This is a genomic window from Klebsiella africana (assembly GCF_020526085.1).
Lineage (GTDB): Bacteria > Pseudomonadota > Gammaproteobacteria > Enterobacterales > Enterobacteriaceae > Klebsiella > Klebsiella africana.
Window position 1 is genome coordinate 5,175,692 of record NZ_CP084874.1, and the last position, 18,950, is coordinate 5,194,641.

Consider the following 18,950-nt stretch of genomic DNA (forward strand, 5'->3'; position numbering starts at 1 on the left):
GGTGTTTATGCAACGAGGGATAGCCTGGATCGTTGATGACGATAGCTCCATCCGCTGGGTGCTTGAACGCGCGCTCACCGGGGCCGGCTTGAGCTGCACAACGTTCGAAAGCGGCAATGAGGTGCTAGATGCCCTCACCACCAAAACCCCGGATGTACTGCTGTCAGATATCCGTATGCCGGGAATGGATGGTCTGGCGCTGCTCAAACAGATTAAGCAGCGCCATCCAATGCTTCCGGTCATCATAATGACTGCGCATTCCGATCTGGACGCCGCGGTCAGCGCTTATCAGCAGGGCGCGTTTGATTATCTGCCCAAACCTTTTGATATCGATGAAGCCGTCGCCCTCGTCGACCGGGCGATAAGCCACTATCAGGAGCAACAGCAGCCGCGAAATGCGCCGATAAGTAGCCCAACCGCCGATATCATTGGCGAAGCGCCAGCTATGCAGGATGTCTTTCGTATTATTGGCCGCTTGTCGCGCTCATCCATCAGCGTGCTGATCAATGGCGAATCCGGTACCGGTAAAGAGCTTGTCGCACATGCCCTGCATCGCCATAGCCCACGTTCAAAAGCGCCGTTTATCGCGTTGAATATGGCGGCGATCCCCAAGGACCTGATTGAGTCCGAACTGTTCGGCCATGAAAAAGGAGCCTTTACCGGCGCCAATACCGTCCGTCAGGGTCGCTTTGAACAGGCTGACGGCGGTACGCTGTTCCTGGATGAAATTGGCGATATGCCGCTTGATGTCCAGACTCGTCTGCTGCGCGTACTGGCGGATGGTCAGTTTTATCGCGTGGGCGGCTACGCGCCGGTGAAGGTCGATGTGCGGATCATCGCCGCCACCCACCAGAATCTGGAGCAACGGGTGCAGGAGGGGAAATTCCGGGAAGATTTATTCCACCGCCTGAACGTTATCCGGGTACATTTGCCGCCGCTGCGCGAGCGCCGGGAAGATATTCCGCGTCTGGCCCGCCATTTTCTGCAGATAGCCGCCCGTGAGCTGGGTGTTGAAGCCAAACAGCTGCATCCGGAAACGGAGACAGCGCTGACCCGCCTGGCGTGGCCAGGCAACGTCCGTCAGCTGGAAAACACCTGTCGCTGGCTCACCGTCATGGCCGCCGGCCAGGAGGTGCTGACGCAGGATCTGCCGAGCGAACTGTTTGAGACCACGGTTCCGGACAGCCCGACGCAGATGCAGCCCGACAGCTGGGCGACGCTGCTGGGTCAGTGGGCCGATCGGGCGCTGCGATCCGGTCATCAAAACTTGCTTTCAGAAGCGCAACCCGAAATGGAGCGCACGCTGCTGACGACCGCCCTGCGCCATACTCAGGGGCACAAGCAGGAGGCTGCGCGCCTGCTGGGATGGGGGCGTAATACTCTGACACGTAAGCTAAAAGAGTTGGGCATGGAGTAGTGATTAACGGCATGATGAAAAATCGCCGATCAGCGCAAAGTGCTGCTATTTTGTACTTTACTGTTCCGATGAGTTGAGTATGATCGTGCCCGGCATTAGGGGAGAGCATCATGTTTGAATCACTGGTGAGTATGATATCGAGCGGCGCCGCTGCGAGTCACACGCCACAAACGGCAGTCGCTGCCGTGCTGTGCGCTGCGCTGGTCGGGCTGTTTAGCTAATTATTCCCCCTCTCCTGCGGGAGAGGGGGAAAACATTAAATAACCCGTGAGAACTGCTGCATCCGGGCCTTTTGCCGTAGATAGGCATCAAAGCACATACAGATGTTGCGGATCAGCAGGCGGCCTTTCGCTGTTACCTGAATAGCCTTACTATCCACCTCCACCAGCCCGTCATGCGCCAGCGGCGCCAGCAGCTTCAGATCCTCGGCAAAATAAGACGCAAAATCCACGTCCCACTGCGTCTCGACCGCCGCGATATCCAGCCGGAAGTTACAGATCAGCGCCTTAATCACGTCGCGACGCAAACAGTCATCGCGAGTTAACGCGATCCCGCGCCACAGAGCGTCCCCTTGCTCTGCCACCTGCTGGTAGTACTGCTTGAGCTCTTTTTGGTTCTGGGCGTAGCTGTCGCCAATCATGCTGATCGCCGAAACGCCCATCCCCAGCAGATCAGTATCCCCCTGGGTGGTGTAACCCTGGAAATTGCGGTGTAGTATGCCATGACGTTGCGCGACCGCTAATTCATCGTCTGGGCGTGCAAAGTGGTCCATGCCGATAAACTGATAGCCTGCCGCCGTCAGCGAGCCGATGGTCTCCTGGAGGATCTCCAGCTTCTGTTCAGCGGAGGGCAGATCGGCATCTTTAATCTTCCGCTGAGCGGCAAAGAGCGTGGGCAGATGCGCGTAGTTAAACACGCTCAGACGGTCAGGATTAAGCTCGGCAACCTTTTGCAGGGTAAAGGCGAAGCTCTCCGGCGTTTGCTTCGGCAGGCCGTAGATGAGGTCGATATTGGTTGAGGTAAAACCAATCTCCCGCGCATGGTGGAGCAAATCAAAGATGAACGCTTCGTCTTGCTCACGGTTAACCAGGCGCTGAACCTCTTTATTGAAGTCCTGCACGCCCATACTCAGGCGGTTGAAACCCTCAGCGCGTAAATGATCGAGGACATCCAGCTCGATCTCACGCGGATCGACCTCAATGGAGATCTCGGCTTCCGCGCTGAAATGGAAGTGGCTGCGCAACAGATCCATCAGACGACTGATTTGCGCCTTATTGAGATAGGTTGGCGTGCCGCCTCCCCAATGCAATTGCTTAACCTGACGACTGGCAAACAGCGGCGCGCGGTGAATGATCTCCTGTTCAAGGACATCAAGATATTGATCGGCTTTATGCTGTTGGCGGGTGACTATCTTATTGCAGCCGCAGAAATAACACAGCTTATGGCAAAACGGGATATGCACGTACAGCGACAGGGGACGCTGTGGGTAACGGGCCACAGCGGCATCGAATTCCGCCGCGCCGAATTGCGGTGAAAACTCCAGCGCGGTGGGATACGAGGTATAGCGCGGCCCGGAATAGTTATATTTCTGGATCAGGGCCAGATCCCAGTCGATTATCTGCTCAGACATGCTCACTCCTTCCGATGGTGCCGCCGACGGGTACGCCGTCCCGGCCCCACCGCACCGCGGGTCATGAGCCGGTTGCGCAGCCATTTCTGACGCCGCGACAACCGTCGTAGTTTAACGAATAACCACAGCAGATAACATATAACCAGAAGGGTTATAAGCAGTACCGGGAATCCGATGGGATGCAAATGTTAGTTTCCACCCTTCAGCAGACGCATCATATCTTCCTGACGTTCTTCCTCTTCTTCATCTTCGTCATCGTAAGAGAGGCCGAGCTGCTGCATCAGCTCATCAATGCGATCCAGTTTGGCGTCCACCCAGCTCTGCTCTTCAGCATTCAGGGTGCCGCCCTCTTCCAGACGTTCCAGCAGCGCGTCCAGGCGCTCATCATTCTCCAGCAACTCCAGCTCAGCCTGCGGTGAAAGCATAGGTTTCTCGCTCTTTGGTTTATGCTGCTTGGGAGCTGGGGTACTGCTTTCGCTTACGCCCAGCGGGATCGGTTTTTTACTACCCACGCGCGGATCTTGCGCCTGACGCTGTTTTTTACCCGCTGAAGCCGCATCGCCGCCATTCGCGCGACTTCCAGCCGCATGGCCACGATGTTTCTTCTGCCGTTTGCGATCGCGAGCTTCCTGATTTAATTCTTCACGCGACTTGCGGCCGGATTTGCCACGGGTGGCGGATGTCGGTTTTTTCATGATGTGTAATCTTCAGACAGTAATATTCAGTATAGAATTGAGGCGGAATCTAGCAGAAAGCAAGCAAAGAAAAAAGGCGACAGATTACTCTGTCGCCTTTTTCCTCACTGACCACCCTTAACGGGCTCTTCTTTCCCTGTTCGCTAACGACTCACCCTGTCTTTCCCTTAGCGTCCAACTATCCTTGTTGCTTCCTTTTCCCTTTGAAACGTCTCCAAGACGCGCGTCATCCTGACAATCCTATGGTCTTCGCCTCCTGGCGCTTCCTGACTCCTCGTCCTGAGTCCTAATCCTTTCAGCATCCCCGCCGTTGTGTATTACTTTACCTTGTTGACAAAAATCGACAACCAGTCTGGCCGTTAAAAATTCATTTTCAGATTTCTCTATTTTTATAAATCATTTATTTTCAGAAAGTTACTACCATATAGTCTCATTTCTCTCAGGTATGTCCTATACGAAGAATAGCCAATGTCTCACAAAGAGCATGGTTTTTACTTACAGAACCGACGTGCGGTAAAAACAGCCTTTTTCTGCTGTTCAGGTATAATCCCTGCCATAGCCTGTTTTAACGGAGACGACCGTCTTGACCAACTGGAATTATCAACTGACGCACTTTGTCACTAGCGCGCCAGATATCCGCCATCTTCCTGCCGATACTGGTATTGAAGTGGCGTTCGCCGGCCGCTCCAATGCGGGGAAATCCAGCGCGCTGAATACGCTGACCAACCAGAAAAACCTGGCGCGCACCTCCAAAACGCCCGGACGTACGCAACTGATAAACCTGTTCGAAGTCGCAGAAGGCAAACGCCTGGTCGACCTGCCCGGCTATGGTTATGCGCAAGTCCCGGAAGAGATGAAGATCAAATGGCAGCGTGCGCTGGGGGAATACCTGGAAAAACGTCTGTGCCTGAAGGGTCTCGTGGTGCTGATGGACATTCGTCATCCGCTTAAAGATCTCGATCAGCAGATGATTCAGTGGGCCGTGGAGAGCAACATCCCGGTACTGGTGCTGTTAACTAAAGCGGACAAACTGGCCAGCGGTGCGCGTAAAGCTCAGATCAATATGGTTCGGGAAGCGGCGATTGCCTTTAACGGTGATGTGCAGGTGGAAGCCTTCTCTTCACTGAAGAAGCAGGGAGTGGATAAACTGCGCCAGAAGCTGGATAGCTGGTTTAATGACATCCCGCCGCAGGAAGAGAGTGTAAACGAAGAGTAATCGTCATAATCGACCGGATAAGAGCGTAACAGTCCCTTGTCCGGATTCTCTACCAGGAAAGTGCACCTGTGTGTACTTTTACTCCACGACTTTCCTTTCACGCAATAAAAAACGCCCCGGTCATAAATGACCGGGGCGGCTAAAATATTCAGCCAAATCCGATTACGTGAAGTAAAAGGTCTGAAAGATAGAACATCTTACCTCTGTACCCTACGCGAATAACTTTACTCTTCTTTCGCTCACGGATAAAGCATTTTTTGTAGTTTTTTTTCACTATTTACATAGCAAATTCAAATGATCCTCACAAAACGCTATAAGTTATGTTGCTTACTTACAGAAAATCGCTTTGTGCTTTGTATACTTAGTGCGCTTGATCCCAGTTTTCTCCGCTGCCCACTTCCACCAGCAACGGTACCGCCAGGGTGGTGCTGTTCTCCATCAGTTCATGGATCTTCTTCGACACCACATCAAGCTCATCTTTGTGCACTTCAAAGACCAGTTCATCGTGAACCTGCATGATCATCCGCACGCGAGGTTGCTCGTTTCGCAGCCATTCATCAACGGCAATCATTGCCCGTTTAATGATATCCGCTGCCGTCCCCTGCATCGGGGCGTTGATCGCTGCGCGCTCGGCACCGGCGCGACGGGCACCATTGCTGGATTTGATATCCGGCAGATAAAGTCGACGACCATCCAGCGTTTCAACATACCCTTGCTCTTTCGCCTGAGCGCGGGTGCGCTCCATATACTCCAGGACGCCCGGGTAACGCTCGAAATAAAGATCCATGTATTTCTGCGCTTCCTTACGCGGGATGTTCAGCTGGCGGGCCAGGCCGAAGGCGCTCATACCGTAGATCAGACCGAAGTTGATGGCTTTCGCACTGCGGCGCTGTTCGCTGCTGACGCTGTCCAGTGGTAAGCCAAATACTTCAGCCGCTGTCGCCCGGTGAATATCTTTCCCTTCAGCGAAAGCGGTCAGCAGTCCTTTATCTCGTGACAGGTGCGCCATAATGCGCAGCTCGATTTGCGAGTAGTCCGCCGAGACAATGACGTAATCTTCCGGCGCGATGAACGCCTGGCGAATCCGTCGCCCTTCTTCGTTACGCACCGGAATGTTTTGCAAGTTGGGATCGGTAGATGACAAACGACCGGTAGCGGTGACCGCCTGATGATAGGAAGTATGCACGCGGCCCGTTTTGGGGTTAATCATCAGCGGCAACTTATCGGTATAGGTGGACTTCAGCTTCGCCAGCCCACGATACTCCAGAATCACTTTCGGTAACGGATAATCCAGCGCCAGCTCTTCCAGCACTTCTTCAGAAGTGGACGGCGCGCCGCCCGGCGTTTTCTTCAGCGGCTTGATACCCTGTTTTTCAAACAGGATCGTTTGCAGCTGTTTAGTGGAGGAGAGATTAAACGCTTCCCCGGCAATCTCATGCGCGCGCTGTTCCAGTTCAACCAGACGCTGGGCGATCTCCTGCGAGTGCGCATGCAGCACAGCAGGATCGATTTTCACACCGTTGCGCTCAACGCGCGACAGCACCGGCACCAGCGGCATTTCGATCTGCTTAAAGATATTCAGCGGGCCTTCATGCTGCTGCAGCTTCGGCCACATCTTCAGATGCAGCTGGAGCGTAACGTCTGCGTCTTCCGCCGCGTAGCGACCAGCCTCTTCCAGCGCAATCTGGTTAAAGGTGAGCTGGTTCTTTCCTTTACCGGCGATCTCTTCAAAGGTAATAGTTTTATGCTTCAGCCAGCGGTCGGAAAGACTATCCATATCGTGGCGGCCCGCCACGCTGTCGAGAATGTAGGATTCCAGCATGGTATCGAACGCAATCCCGCGCAGCTCAATGTCATAATTGGCCAAAATACCGCGATCGTATTTGAGATTTTGCCCGACCTTGAGCAGCTTCTCATCCTCCAGCAGCGGTTTAAGCAGCGCCAACACGCGATCGCGCGGGATCTGATCCGGCGCATCAAGGTAATCATGCGCCACCGGAACATAGGCGGCCACACCCGGCTCAACAGCGAATGAAAGGCCGACCATATTGGCGGAAATATTATCCAGGCTGTCGGTTTCCGTATCAAAGGCAAAGAGCGGCGCCTGCTTCAGCTTATCGATCCAGGTGAGCAGCGTAGCCTCATCAAGGATAGTGACATAATGCTCTGCTGAAAGGGCGGAGGCCGGTTCATCCTCTGCTTCTGCCTGTGCCGCTGCCGTAGGCTCTGCAGGTTTAGCGGCCGGTTTGCCCCCCTTCGCTTGCAGCCATTTTCCGGCCTCAACGTCGGTTGTCCAGCGCTTAAACTCATACTGCCTGAACAGCGCCAGCAAATCGTCAGCCGCCGGTGGCTGCACCTCCAGCTCTTCGCACGTGAGTTCCAGCTCGACGTCGGTTTTTATGGTCGCCAGCTGATAAGAGAGATAAGCCACATCCTTGTTCTGCTCGAGCTTCGCCGCCATCGTTTTCGCGCCGCGGAAGCTCAGTTCAGCGATCTTCTCCGGTTCCGCATACAGCGTATCGAGGCCGCCAAGGCCTTGCAGCAGCGCCTGGGCGGTCTTTTCGCCCACGCCCGGCACGCCAGGAATGTTATCCGAGGAGTCGCCCATCAGCGCCAGGAAATCGATAATCAGCTCCGGCGGGACGCCATATTTGATGACTACCTCATCCGGTCCGAGGATGGTGTTGGTCATGGTATTGATCAGGGTGATCCCCGGCGTCACCAGCTGAGCCATGTCTTTATCACCGGTGCTGATCAGCACCGGACGACCCGCCCTTTCCGCTTCCCGCGCCAGGGTGCCAATCACATCGTCGGCTTCAACGCCCGGAACCGCCATCAGCGGTAACCCCATCGCTTTCACCATCTTATGCAAAGGCTCGATCTGCGCACGCAGATCGTCCGGCATCGGCGGGCGGTGGGACTTGTAATGTTCGAACAATTCATCACGGAAGGTTTTCCCTTTCGCATCAAAGACCACGACGGCGTGGGTGGGTTGATACTGCAGGATCAAACTGCGCAGCATATTGAGTACGCCGTACATGGCCCCGGTGGGCTCCCCTGCGCTGTTAGTTAGCGGCGGAAACGCATGATACGCCCGATAAAGATAGGAGGAGCCGTCAACGAGGATGAGAGGGTTTTCTGGGATCTGAACCATAATTTCCGTGCCTGTTTATCAGATTATGGGTAAAGGATGCCACAGACGGGCATGAAATCCTGAATTTTTCCCGCATTTCGCGGAAAAGATTCAATGATCGTCGCGATCGCATGACAACTTTGCTTGTGGATAACTTTGTGCATAGTTTTACTGCGTCAGCTTATCCAACCTTGAAAATAAATGAATAAATACTATTAGTCTTTATATATCAGCTAGTTAAAAACATACCGACGATCCTGGCATCAATTTGATGACCCAATGTTCCATGTGGATAGAAGATCCTTGTTTTTTTCTGTTCTCGTAACACCCGTCATTTGCCGCGTTTTCTGGTAAAATCAGCCTCTTGCGCAGCTTAAAGGCGCTCTTTGTCAGCCTAACTTTCTGAATAAACTAACTATGTCGAGATTACTCGCTGCGATAACACTTCCGCTGAGTATCGCCTTAACCATCTTAGTCACCATTATCTGCTCTGTACCGATCATCGTCGCCGGGCTGATTAAACTGCTGGTCCCTGTTCCTGCGGTATGGCGCTCTATATCCATTTTTTGCAATTTTATGATGTACTGCTGGTGCGAAGGGCTGGCGCTGCTGTTGCATCTCAATCCCTGGCTAAAATGGGACGTTCAGGGGCTGGAAGGCCTGAACAAAAAGAACTGGTATCTGCTGATCAGCAACCACCATAGTTGGGCAGATATCGTGGTGCTGTGCGTGCTGTTCCGCAAGCATATTCCGATGAATAAGTACTTCCTTAAACAACAGCTGGCATGGGTACCCTTCATTGGCCTCGCCTGCTGGGCGCTGGATATGCCCTTTATGCGCCGCTACTCGCGCAGCTATCTTATTCGTCACCCGGAGCGCCGCGGTAAAGATGTCGAAACCACCCGCCGTTCGTGTGAAAAATTTCGCGCGCATCCGACGACTATCGTCAATTTTGTGGAAGGCTCGCGTTTTACCGAAGAAAAAAAGCGCGAAACGCGCTCTCCTTACCACAACTTGTTACCGCCGAAAGCCGCTGGTATCGCCATGGCGCTCAACGTACTCGGTTCGCAGTTCGATAAACTGCTGAACGTCACGCTGTGCTACCCGGATAATCATACAAGACCATTTTACGATATGTTAAGCGGCCGCCTGACGCGCATTGTAGTACGTATCAATCTGGTCCCTATTGGCGAAGAGCTGCACGGCGATTACGTTAACGATAAGAACTTTAAGCGTGGCTTCCAGCGCTGGCTGAATGGCCTATGGGAAGAGAAAGACCGTCAGTTGACTGACATCATGCGGGACAAAGAACAGTAGCTATTGCAAAACAGATAAAGTAACGCCGGTCAGTGACCGGCGTTTTTTTATTTCTTCTCTACCAGTTGCTTCACGGTATCCGCATATTGTGCGACGAAGACATCCATATTGCTGGTATCCATCCCCTGCGGGTTCAGCTGGTATTTACCATTAACATACATAGCCGGTACGCCCTGCAGCTGCAGATCGGCTGCCGCTTTCTCTTGCTGAGCGACCAGAGATTTCACCACGAAGCTATTCCATGCGGCATCGTAGTCTTCCCCTTTCACGCCAGCGTCGACAAACACTTTACGAATGTCAGCCACACTCTGCACAGTCTGGTTTTTCTGCACGGCTTCGAACATCGGGGCAGTAATTTTGTCTTCAACGCCCAGCGCGATGGCCACCGCCCATGCCTGCGTCAGATCCTTGCCCAGCGGGCCCAGGAACTCAACGTGGTATTTGGTCATTTTGGTGCCTTCCGGCAGTTTCTGACGCACATTGTCAGAGACATGCAGTACTTCTTCAAACTGGTAGCAGTGCGGGCAGTAGAATGAAAAGAACTCAAGCACCTGCGGCTCGCCAGCAATCGGCTTATCAAGGGTAATGTACTGCTTGCCGTCGGTGATCTGGGCAGCGGATGCACTAAAAGCCAGAATCATACCAGCCAGCGCCAGCCAAACTTTTTTCATGATTTACTCTCTCCTGGATATATCACATTAATACATTGGCGTTAACTGAAGCGGGGGTTCCTGTAGAACCTTCACCTGCTCAAGAAAAGTCGACGTCTGTCCCCGCCAGTAATCCTCCCCGGTTAACCAGGGGAAATTGACCGGAAAAGCGGGATCGTCCCAGCGTCTGAGCAACCACGCCAGATAATAAACCAGTCGCATAGCGCGTAAAGGTTCAATTAGCGCGATTTCATCGCTGTTAAAAGGGCTGAATTCCTCATAGGCCTCGATGATCGTCTCCAGCTGCATACGCTGTTCAGCCTTATCGCCGTTGAGCAGCATCCACAGATCCTGAATTGCCGGGCCGGTGCGCGCATCATCTAAGTCGACAAACAGTGGCCCGTCGCGCCAGAGGATATTACCCGCATGGCAGTCACCGTGCAGACGCAACGTATTCCCGCAACCGTGCCATTGCTGCATGACAGCAGCAATGAGTTTATCGGTCGCCTTCAGGAAATCGGCCTTCAGGCCAGAGGGGATAAGTGTCGCCTGTTCAAACACCTGGCGCGGTTCCAGCAAATACTCCTGCACGCCAATTTCCGGGCGAGCAGTAAAGCGCTGTTTGCGGCCAGTCTGGTGCAGACGCCCCAGATAGCGGCCAACCCATTCCATCTGATCAAGGTTATCCGCTTCGAACTGACGGCCGCCAAGGCTTGGGAACACGGCAAAGTAGAATCCCTGATGCTGATGAAGCGTGCTGTCGTTAACTAAGAGCGGCGCAGCAACGGGCACTTCATCCTCTACAAGCTGAAGCGCAAACTGGTGTTCTTCAAGGATCTGTTCTGCGGACCAGCGCTCAGGACGATAGAACTTTACCACATAGCGATGGCGCTCTTCGTCCTGGAACTGATAAACGCGGTTCTCATAGCTGTTTAGCGGGGTGAGACCGGAGTCCACCCGCATACCCAGATCGAATAACCCATCGATAATGGTATCCGGGCGAAGCGTCTGAAAAGTAAAAGCCTTATCGTGCATCCTGACATCCGATAATCGTACGAATAGTTCAGGATATCATCTCATTGCGTTTTACGCGGTAGCGCTTACAACCTTTTACTCTTTTATTACCCCGCGGGCGCGCAGCAGCGCGGTTTTAAAGTCCTCTTCATAATCCTTCTGAATACCCGGGATAACGGCATCTTTGGAAGAGTCGCGCATCTTCAGATGATAGATCAGAATATCGTCGGAAAGATCGCTCAGTTCGCCATCATAGCCGGCCTCTTTCGCCAGCTTCTGCAAAAATTGCATCAGATTCAGTTCAGGCTCTTTTTGCCAGGCAGGCTGGAGGAGTTCAATTACTTCATTCAGACGTTTACATTTCATGGTCATGCTCCTTACTCTTGATAGAGACAAGTTAACAGGGTCAATCCCACAATGAAAGAGGCGATATTCATATGCAAAGCGAGGCGATAACCGGCGTCGTGCTGGCGGGCGGTAGGGCCACGCGGATGGGGGGCATTGATAAAGGATTGCAGTTGCTCAATGGTCGCCCTCTATGGCGTCACGTCGCAGAGACATTAGCCCCGCAGGTAGATAAGTTAGTGATTAGCGCCAACCGTCACCTTACGCAGTGGCAAGCCAGTGGATATCCGGTGTTTCGCGATACGCAGACGGGTTACCCAGGTCCTTTAGCCGGTATGCTTGCCGTGATGCAGCAGGTCGCGAGTCCATGGTTTGTTTTTTGCCCCTGCGACACGCCCTTCATTCCGCCATTTTTAGTTGAGCGCTTTATCCAGCAGAGAGGGGACGCACCGGTCGTTTGGGCCCATGACGGCGAGCGGGATCATCCCGCCGTTGCGCTGGCGCATCGTCAAATCATTCCGCATCTGGAGGCTTATCTTGCCAGCGGCGAACGCCGGGTAATGATGTTTATGCGCCAGATGGGCGGGCATTCGGTCAGCTTCAGCGAGGTGAAATCAGCTTTTATGAATGTGAATACGCTAGAGGATTTGCAACGTATGCAGGAGCCATCATGATCCCGCTATTAGCGATTGCCGCCTGGAGCGGTACCGGAAAAACGACATTATTAAAGCGTCTAATTCCTGATCTGTGTGCTCAAGGATTACGCCCGGGACTGATAAAGCACACCCATCATGATATGGACGTGGATAAGCCGGGCAAAGATAGCTATGAACTGCGTAAGGCGGGCGCTGCGCAAACCATTGTCGCCAGCGAACAGCGGTGGGCATTGATGACCGAGACGCCAGAGAAGCCGGAATTAGATCTCACGTGGCTGGTCAGTCGAATGGATGCCAGCAAACTGGACCTGGTTTTAGTGGAGGGGTTCAAACATGAACCTGTGCCGAAGATCCTGCTTTTTCGGCAAAACAGCGGCCATCGTGTAGAAGAGCTGGTAATTGATGAGCATACCATCGCCGTGGCCAGCGATGTGCCCATCGCGACCTCGCTTCCGCAGTTGGATTTAAATGATATTCAACAGATAGCGACATTTATTGTGAGTTGGTTAGAGAGGCAATAGTCATTTATCGACGGTGATATAGGTGGGATTTTCCCGGAGGCGGTGCTACGCACCTTGTCCGGGCTACGGTTTTGTAGCCCCGGTAAGCGCAGCGCCACCGGGGAGGCATACCGGCACGCTGCCAGGACGACTGAAACGCAAAAAGCCCATCCGGCAGGATGGGCTCTTCACTTGTTTGATGCCTGGCAGTTCCCTACTCTCACATGGGGAGACCCCACACTACCATCGGCGCTACGGCGTTTCACTTCTGAGTTCGGCATGGGGTCAGGTGGGACCACCGCGCTAGTGCCGCCAGGCAAATTCTGTTTTATCAGCCCGTCTTTAAGACGTACTGATTAATCTGTATCAGAGCTGAAAATTCTCTCAATCCGCCAAAACATCTTCGGCGTTGTAAGGTTAAGCCTCACGGTTCATTAGTACCGGTTAGCTCAACGCATCGCTGCGCTTACACACCCGGCCTATCAACGTCGTCGTCTTCAACGTTCCTTCAGGAGACTTATAGTCTCAGGGAGAACTCATCTCGGGGCAAGTTTCGTGCTTAGATGCTTTCAGCACTTATCTCTTCCGCATTTAGCTACCGGGCAGTGCCATTGGCATGACAACCCGAACACCAGTGATGCGTCCACTCCGGTCCTCTCGTACTAGGAGCAGCCCCCCTCAATTCTCCAGCGCCCACGGCAGATAGGGACCGAACTGTCTCACGACGTTCTAAACCCAGCTCGCGTACCACTTTAAATGGCGAACAGCCATACCCTTGGGACCTACTTCAGCCCCAGGATGTGATGAGCCGACATCGAGGTGCCAAACACCGCCGTCGATATGAACTCTTGGGCGGTATCAGCCTGTTATCCCCGGAGTACCTTTTATCCGTTGAGCGATGGCCCTTCCATTCAGAACCACCGGATCACTATGACCTGCTTTCGCACCTGCTCGCGCCGTCACGCTCGCAGTCAAGCTAGCTTATGCCATTGCACTAACCTCCTGATGTCCGACCAGGATTAGCTAACCTTCGTGCTCCTCCGTTACGCTTTGGGAGGAGACCGCCCCAGTCAAACTACCCACCAGACACTGTCCGCAACCCGGATTACGGGTCGACGTTAGAACATCAAACATTAAAGGGTGGTATTTCAAGGTTGGCTCCACGCAGACTGGCGTCCACGCTTCAAAGCCTCCCACCTATCCTACACATCAAGGCTCAATGTTCAGTGTCAAGCTATAGTAAAGGTTCACGGGGTCTTTCCGTCTTGCCGCGGGTACACTGCATCTTCACAGCGAGTTCAATTTCACTGAGTCTCGGGTGGAGACAGCCTGGCCATCATTACGCCATTCGTGCAGGTCGGAACTTACCCGACAAGGAATTTCGCTACCTTAGGACCGTTATAGTTACGGCCGCCGTTTACCGGGGCTTCGATCAAGAGCTTCTCCTTACGGATAACCCCATCAATTAACCTTCCGGCACCGGGCAGGCGTCACACCGTATACGTCCACTTTCGTGTTTGCACAGTGCTGTGTTTTTAATAAACAGTTGCAGCCAGCTGGTATCTTCGACTGGTCTCAGCTCCGTCCGCAGGGACTTCACCTACACACCAGCGTGCCTTCTCCCGAAGTTACGGCACCATTTTGCCTAGTTCCTTCACCCGAGTTCTCTCAAGCGCCTTGGTATTCTCTACCTGACCACCTGTGTCGGTTTGGGGTACGATTTAATGTTACCTGATGCTTAGAGGCTTTTCCTGGAAGCAGGGCATCTGTCACTTCAGTACCGTGGTACCTCGTCATCACACCTCAGCCTTGATTATCCGGATTTGCCTGGATAACCAGCCTACATGCTTAAACCGGGACAACCGTCGCCCGGATGACATAGCCTTCTCCGTCCCCCCTTCGCAGTAACACCAAGTACAGGAATATTAACCTGTTTCCCATCGACTACGCCTTTCGGCCTCGCCTTAGGGGTCGACTCACCCTGCCCCGATTAACGTTGGACAGGAACCCTTGGTCTTCCGGCGAGCGGGCTTTTCACCCGCTTTATCGTTACTTATGTCAGCATTCGCACTTCTGATACCTCCAGCAACCCTCACAGGTCACCTTCGCAGGCTTACAGAACGCTCCCCTACCCAACAACACATAGTGTCGCTGCCGCAGCTTCGGTGCATGGTTTAGCCCCGTTACATCTTCCGCGCAGGCCGACTCGACCAGTGAGCTATTACGCTTTCTTTAAATGATGGCTGCTTCTAAGCCAACATCCTGGCTGTCTGGGCCTTCCCACATCGTTTCCCACTTAACCATGACTTTGGGACCTTAGCTGGCGGTCTGGGTTGTTTCCCTCTTCACGACGGACGTTAGCACCCGCCGTGTGTCTCCCGTGATAACATTCTTCGGTATTCGTAGTTTGCATCGGGTTGGTAAGTCGGGATGACCCCCTAGCCGAAACAGTGCTCTACCCCCGAAGATGAATTCACGAGGCGCTACCTAAATAGCTTTCGGGGAGAACCAGCTATCTCCCGGTTTGATTGGCCTTTCACCCCCAGCCACAAGTCATCCGCTAATTTTTCAACATTAGTCGGTTCGGTCCTCCAGTTAGTGTTACCCAACCTTCAACCTGCCCATGGCTAGATCACCGGGTTTCGGGTCTATACCCTGCAACTTAACGCCCAGTTAAGACTCGGTTTCCCTGCGGCTCCCCTATACGGTTAACCTTGCTACAGAATATAAGTCGCTGACCCATTATACAAAAGGTACGCAGTCACACCCGAAGGTGCTCCCACTGCTTGTACGTACACGGTTTCAGGTTCTTTTTCACTCCCCTCGCCGGGGTTCTTTTCGCCTTTCCCTCACGGTACTGGTTCACTATCGGTCAGTCAGGAGTATTTAGCCTTGGAGGATGGTCCCCCCATATTCAGACAGGATACCACGTGTCCCGCCCTACTCTTCGAGTTCACAACCTGTGCATTTTGGTGTACGGGACTATCACCCTGTACCGTCGGACTTTCCAGACCGTTCCACTAACACACAAGCTGATTCAGACTCTGGGCTGCTCCCCGTTCGCTCGCCGCTACTGGGGGAATCTCGGTTGATTTCTTTTCCTCGGGGTACTTAGATGTTTCAGTTCCCCCGGTTCGCCTCGTTAACCTATGTATTCAGTTAACGATAGTGCAACGAATTGCACTGGGTTTCCCCATTCGGACATCGCCGGTTATAACGGTTCATATCACCTTACCGACGCTTTTCGCAGATTAGCACGTCCTTCATCGCCTCTGACTGCCAGGGCATCCACCGTGTACGCTTAGTCGCTTAACCTCACAACCCGAAGATGTCTTCAGATTGCGAAAATTTGAGAGACTCGAACACACTTAAACAGTGTGTCGTTTCAATTTTCAGCTTGATCCAGATTTTTAAAGAGCAAATATCTCAAACGTCACCCGAAGATGAGTTTTGAGATATATCGGCACGCGTCTTTCACTCACGAACCAGCAAGTGGCGTCCCCTAGGGGATTCGAACCCCTGTTACCGCCGTGAAAGGGCGGTGTCCTGGGCCTCTAGACGAAGGGGACACTGAAGTCTCAATCGCAAGACGCCTTGCTTCTTTACGTTCATCAGACAATCTGTGTGAGCACTACAAAGGCAGGTTCTTTAAGGTAAGGAGGTGATCCAACCGCAGGTTCCCCTACGGTTACCTTGTTACGACTTCACCCCAGTCATGAATCACAAAGTGGTAAGCGCCCTCCCGAAGGTTAAGCTACCTACTTCTTTTGCAACCCACTCCCATGGTGTGACGGGCGGTGTGTACAAGGCCCGGGAACGTATTCACCGTAGCATTCTGATCTACGATTACTAGCGATTCCGACTTCATGGAGTCGAGTTGCAGACTCCAATCCGGACTACGACATACTTTATGAGGTCCGCTTGCTCTCGCGAGGTCGCTTCTCTTTGTATATGCCATTGTAGCACGTGTGTAGCCCTGGTCGTAAGGGCCATGATGACTTGACGTCATCCCCACCTTCCTCCAGTTTATCACTGGCAGTCTCCTTTGAGTTCCCGGCCGGACCGCTGGCAACAAAGGATAAGGGTTGCGCTCGTTGCGGGACTTAACCCAACATTTCACAACACGAGCTGACGACAGCCATGCAGCACCTGTCTCACAGTTCCCGAAGGCACCAAAGCATCTCTGCTAAGTTCTGTGGATGTCAAGACCAGGTAAGGTTCTTCGCGTTGCATCGAATTAAACCACATGCTCCACCGCTTGTGCGGGCCCCCGTCAATTCATTTGAGTTTTAACCTTGCGGCCGTACTCCCCAGGCGGTCGATTTAACGCGTTAGCTCCGGAAGCCACGCCTCAAGGGCACAACCTCCAAATCGACATCGTTTACGGCGTGGACTACCAGGGTATCTAATCCTGTTTGCTCCCCACGCTTTCGCACCTGAGCGTCAGTCTTTGTCCAGGGGGCCGCCTTCGCCACCGGTATTCCTCCAGATCTCTACGCATTTCACCGCTACACCTGGAATTCTACCCCCCTCTACAAGACTCTAGCCTGCCAGTTTCGAATGCAGTTCCCAGGTTGAGCCCGGGGATTTCACATCCGACTTGACAGACCGCCTGCGTGCGCTTTACGCCCAGTAATTCCGATTAACGCTTGCACCCTCCGTATTACCGCGGCTGCTGGCACGGAGTTAGCCGGTGCTTCTTCTGCGGGTAACGTCAATCAACAAGGTTATTAACCTTATTGCCTTCCTCCCCGCTGAAAGTGCTTTACAACCCGAAGGCCTTCTTCACACACGCGGCATGGCTGCATCAGGCTTGCGCCCATTGTGCAATATTCCCCACTGCTGCCTCCCGTAGGAGTCTGGACCGTGTCTCAGTTCCAGTGTGGCTGGTCATCCTCTCAGACCAGCTAGGGATCGTCGCCTAGGTGAGCCGTTACCCCACCTACTAGCTAATCCCATCTGGGCACATCTGATGGCATGAGGCCCGAAGGTCCCCCACTTTGGTCTTGCGACGTTATGCGGTATTAGCTACCGTTTCCAGTAGTTATCCCCCTCCATCAGGCAGTTTCCCAGACATTACTCACCCGTCCGCCGCTCGTCACCCGAGAGCAAGCTCTCTGTGCTACCGCTCGACTTGCATGTGTTAGGCCTGCCGCCAGCGTTCAATCTGAGCCATGATCAAACTCTTCAATTTAAGTTTGATGCTCGTGAATTAAACTTCGTAATGAATTACGTATGTTCACTCAGAGACTTGGTATTCATTTTTCGTCCGAGGACGTTAAGAATCCATGTCACTTTGAGTGCCCACACAGATTGTCTGATAAATTGTTAAAGAGCAGTGCCGCTTCGTTTTTCGCTGCGGCGCGGGGTGTGCATATTACGCTTTCCCGCTGCAGAGTCAAGCATTTATTTTTGCTTTTCTCTGTGAGGTTTTCACCGTAACCCCGCTGACCCGGCGGCTTGTTTGCCGTTGTTCCGTGTCAGTGGAGGCGCATTATAGGGAGTAATTCTGAGGTGACAAGGGGAAATTCAAAAAAACTTTTCAACCGTCTCTTTTTTCAACAATGCGGCGAGGAAAGTCGCAAAAAACCACCGTTTTGGCGTTTTAACCGACGAAACGGGGCGCCTGGTGGCATACTGTTAGAGTAAAGAAAAGAAAGGAACGGCATTTATGTCTTTAAGCGCACAGCAACTGGCGGCACAAAAGAACATCTCCTGGGTACTGGCCGAGAAGCTCGCCCAAAAAATACTGACTGGCGAATATCAGCCGGAAAGCATTCTTCCCGGCGAAATGGAGTTGGGTGAGCAGTTCGGTGTGAGCCGTACTGCCGTCCGTGAAGCAGTGAAAACGCTCACGGCAAAAGGCATGTTGCTGCCTCGCCCTCGCATTGGTACCCGGGTGATGCCGCGCAGCAGCTGGAACTTCCTTGATAAGGAACTGCTCTCCTGGTGGCTAACAGAAGATAACTTTGAAGAAGTGGTGAGCCACTTTCTCGTCATGCGCAGCAGCCTGGAGCCCCAGGCCTGTTTTCTCGCCGCCACCCACGGCACCGCCGGGCAAAAAGCGCAGCTCAATACATTAATGGAAGAGATGATTGCTCTGAAACGCCATTTTCAGCGCGAACGCTGGATAGAAGTCGATATGGCCTGGCATGAACATATCTATGAAATGAGTGGTAATCCTTTCCTCAGCTCTTTCGCCTCGCTGTTTCATTCGGTCTACCACACCTACTTCACATCGATTACGCAAAATGAAGTGGTGAAGCTCGATCTCCACCAGGCGATTGTCGATGCCATTCTTAACAGTGATGCGCCGGGGGCGTTGCTCGCCTGCCAGGCGTTGTTGAACGCCCCACACCACGTAAATCAATAACAAG

General features: G+C 53.1%; 14 protein-coding genes, 1 tRNA gene and 3 rRNA genes. 7 read left to right on the forward strand and 11 right to left on the reverse strand.

Annotation, left to right across the window (positions count from 1 at the left end; all coding sequences use genetic code 11):
• Nucleotides 1-7: 7 nt before the first annotated feature.
• Nucleotides 8-1,417, forward strand: coding sequence for a nitrogen regulation protein NR(I) (gene glnG / locus LGL98_RS24840; RefSeq protein WP_008807911.1), 1,410 nt, complete (start codon nucleotides 8-10; stop codon nucleotides 1,415-1,417).
• A gap of 110 nt (nucleotides 1,418-1,527) precedes the next feature.
• Complete coding sequence (locus LGL98_RS24845) at nucleotides 1,528-1,638, forward strand: YshB family small membrane protein (protein WP_004152951.1); 111 nt, start codon at nucleotides 1,528-1,530, stop codon at nucleotides 1,636-1,638.
• Nucleotides 1,639-1,673: 35 nt separating this feature from the next.
• Here the strand turns inward: LGL98_RS24845 and hemN are convergent, their stop codons facing one another.
• The gene (gene hemN / locus LGL98_RS24850; protein WP_136031246.1) at nucleotides 1,674-3,047 is read right to left on the reverse strand and encodes an oxygen-independent coproporphyrinogen III oxidase; all 1,374 of its coding nucleotides are present in this window, start codon (nucleotides 3,045-3,047) and stop codon (nucleotides 1,674-1,676) included.
• A 188-nt stretch (nucleotides 3,048-3,235) separates the two neighbouring features.
• A complete protein-coding gene (gene yihI, locus LGL98_RS24855; protein ID WP_025710904.1) occupies nucleotides 3,236-3,742 on the reverse strand; it encodes a Der GTPase-activating protein YihI in 507 nt (168 codons plus the stop codon).
• A gap of 583 nt (nucleotides 3,743-4,325) precedes the next feature.
• Between yihI and yihA the strand changes: the two genes are divergently transcribed.
• Nucleotides 4,326-4,958: a ribosome biogenesis GTP-binding protein YihA/YsxC gene (yihA, locus tag LGL98_RS24860; RefSeq protein ID WP_136031243.1), complete on the forward strand. Its 633-nt coding sequence runs from the start codon at nucleotides 4,326-4,328 to the stop codon at nucleotides 4,956-4,958.
• Nucleotides 4,959-5,106: 148 nt separating this feature from the next.
• Here yihA and spfP read toward each other — a convergent pair whose 3' ends face one another.
• Together spfP and polA are read right to left on the reverse strand one after the other, a co-directional pair.
• Nucleotides 5,107-5,154: a small protein SpfP gene (gene spfP / locus LGL98_RS26435; protein WP_071892919.1), complete on the reverse strand. Its 48-nt coding sequence runs from the start codon at nucleotides 5,152-5,154 to the stop codon at nucleotides 5,107-5,109.
• 165 nt (nucleotides 5,155-5,319) lie between these two features.
• Nucleotides 5,320-8,112: a DNA polymerase I gene (polA, locus tag LGL98_RS24865; protein ID WP_136031242.1), complete on the reverse strand. Its 2,793-nt coding sequence runs from the start codon at nucleotides 8,110-8,112 to the stop codon at nucleotides 5,320-5,322.
• Nucleotides 8,113-8,508: 396 nt separating this feature from the next.
• On the opposite strand from polA, the gene yihG reads away from it, so the two are divergent.
• A complete protein-coding gene (gene yihG, locus LGL98_RS24870; protein WP_136031240.1) occupies nucleotides 8,509-9,408 on the forward strand; it encodes a 1-acylglycerol-3-phosphate O-acyltransferase, YihG family in 900 nt (299 codons plus the stop codon).
• Between the two features lie 47 nt (nucleotides 9,409-9,455).
• Here yihG and dsbA read toward each other — a convergent pair whose 3' ends face one another.
• From dsbA to LGL98_RS24885, 3 genes are all read right to left on the reverse strand, one after another.
• A complete protein-coding gene (gene dsbA, locus LGL98_RS24875) occupies nucleotides 9,456-10,079 on the reverse strand; it encodes a thiol:disulfide interchange protein DsbA (protein WP_004146224.1) in 624 nt (207 codons plus the stop codon).
• Nucleotides 10,080-10,106: 27 nt separating this feature from the next.
• Nucleotides 10,107-11,093, reverse strand: coding sequence for a serine/threonine protein kinase (locus LGL98_RS24880; protein ID WP_136031238.1), 987 nt, complete (start codon nucleotides 11,091-11,093; stop codon nucleotides 10,107-10,109).
• A 75-nt stretch (nucleotides 11,094-11,168) separates the two neighbouring features.
• Nucleotides 11,169-11,438, reverse strand: coding sequence for a YihD family protein (locus LGL98_RS24885; RefSeq protein WP_002882612.1), 270 nt, complete (start codon nucleotides 11,436-11,438; stop codon nucleotides 11,169-11,171).
• 71 nt (nucleotides 11,439-11,509) lie between these two features.
• On the opposite strand from LGL98_RS24885, the gene mobA reads away from it, so the two are divergent.
• Both mobA and mobB read left to right on the forward strand, forming a co-directional pair.
• Nucleotides 11,510-12,091 (forward strand): molybdenum cofactor guanylyltransferase MobA, encoded by a 582-nt coding sequence (mobA, locus tag LGL98_RS24890; RefSeq protein ID WP_136031236.1) that lies wholly within the window; start codon nucleotides 11,510-11,512, stop codon nucleotides 12,089-12,091.
• Nucleotides 12,088-12,594: a molybdopterin-guanine dinucleotide biosynthesis protein MobB gene (mobB, locus tag LGL98_RS24895; RefSeq protein ID WP_136031234.1), complete on the forward strand. Its 507-nt coding sequence runs from the start codon at nucleotides 12,088-12,090 to the stop codon at nucleotides 12,592-12,594. Before mobA ends, mobB begins: the two co-directional genes overlap by 4 nt.
• Before the next feature lie 180 nt (nucleotides 12,595-12,774).
• Here the strand turns inward: mobB and rrf are convergent.
• The 4 genes from rrf to LGL98_RS24915 form a co-directional block, all read right to left on the reverse strand.
• A 5S ribosomal RNA gene (gene rrf / locus LGL98_RS24900) occupies nucleotides 12,775-12,890 on the reverse strand.
• A 96-nt stretch (nucleotides 12,891-12,986) separates the two neighbouring features.
• Nucleotides 12,987-15,888 (reverse strand): 23S ribosomal RNA (locus LGL98_RS24905).
• 178 nt (nucleotides 15,889-16,066) lie between these two features.
• Nucleotides 16,067-16,142: transfer RNA gene (locus tag LGL98_RS24910), tRNA-Glu, on the reverse strand.
• Nucleotides 16,143-16,227: 85 nt separating this feature from the next.
• Nucleotides 16,228-17,767: ribosomal RNA gene (locus LGL98_RS24915) — 16S ribosomal RNA — on the reverse strand.
• Together the 16S, 23S and 5S rRNA genes with 1 tRNA gene alongside form the textbook arrangement of a ribosomal RNA operon.
• A gap of 477 nt (nucleotides 17,768-18,244) precedes the next feature.
• Between LGL98_RS24915 and LGL98_RS24920 the strand changes: the two genes are divergently transcribed.
• Nucleotides 18,245-18,946, forward strand: a complete 702-nt coding sequence (locus LGL98_RS24920) for a FadR/GntR family transcriptional regulator (protein ID WP_136031592.1) — start codon at nucleotides 18,245-18,247, stop codon at nucleotides 18,944-18,946.
• The last annotated feature ends 4 nt before the right edge of the window (nucleotides 18,947-18,950 follow it).

Excerpts from the sequence above, each read along its gene's own strand:
- glnG (WP_008807911.1), top strand. The coding sequence starts at position 8 with ATGCAACGAGGGATAGCCTGGATCGTTGATGACGATAGCTCCATCCGC.
- LGL98_RS24845 (WP_004152951.1), top strand. The coding sequence starts at position 1,528 with ATGTTTGAATCACTGGTGAGTATGATATCGAGCGGCGCCGCTGCGAGT.
- hemN (WP_136031246.1), bottom strand. The coding sequence starts at position 3,047 with ATGTCTGAGCAGATAATCGACTGGGATCTGGCCCTGATCCAGAAATAT.
- yihI (WP_025710904.1), bottom strand. The coding sequence starts at position 3,742 with ATGAAAAAACCGACATCCGCCACCCGTGGCAAATCCGGCCGCAAGTCG.
- polA (WP_136031242.1), bottom strand. The coding sequence starts at position 8,112 with ATGGTTCAGATCCCAGAAAACCCTCTCATCCTCGTTGACGGCTCCTCC.
- yihG (WP_136031240.1), top strand. The coding sequence starts at position 8,509 with ATGTCGAGATTACTCGCTGCGATAACACTTCCGCTGAGTATCGCCTTA.
- dsbA (WP_004146224.1), bottom strand. The coding sequence starts at position 10,079 with ATGAAAAAAGTTTGGCTGGCGCTGGCTGGTATGATTCTGGCTTTTAGT.
- LGL98_RS24880 (WP_136031238.1), bottom strand. The coding sequence starts at position 11,093 with ATGCACGATAAGGCTTTTACTTTTCAGACGCTTCGCCCGGATACCATT.
- LGL98_RS24885 (WP_002882612.1), bottom strand. The coding sequence starts at position 11,438 with ATGAAATGTAAACGTCTGAATGAAGTAATTGAACTCCTCCAGCCTGCC.
- mobA (WP_136031236.1), top strand. The coding sequence starts at position 11,510 with ATGCAAAGCGAGGCGATAACCGGCGTCGTGCTGGCGGGCGGTAGGGCC.
- mobB (WP_136031234.1), top strand. The coding sequence starts at position 12,088 with ATGATCCCGCTATTAGCGATTGCCGCCTGGAGCGGTACCGGAAAAACG.
- LGL98_RS24920 (WP_136031592.1), top strand. The coding sequence starts at position 18,245 with ATGTCTTTAAGCGCACAGCAACTGGCGGCACAAAAGAACATCTCCTGG.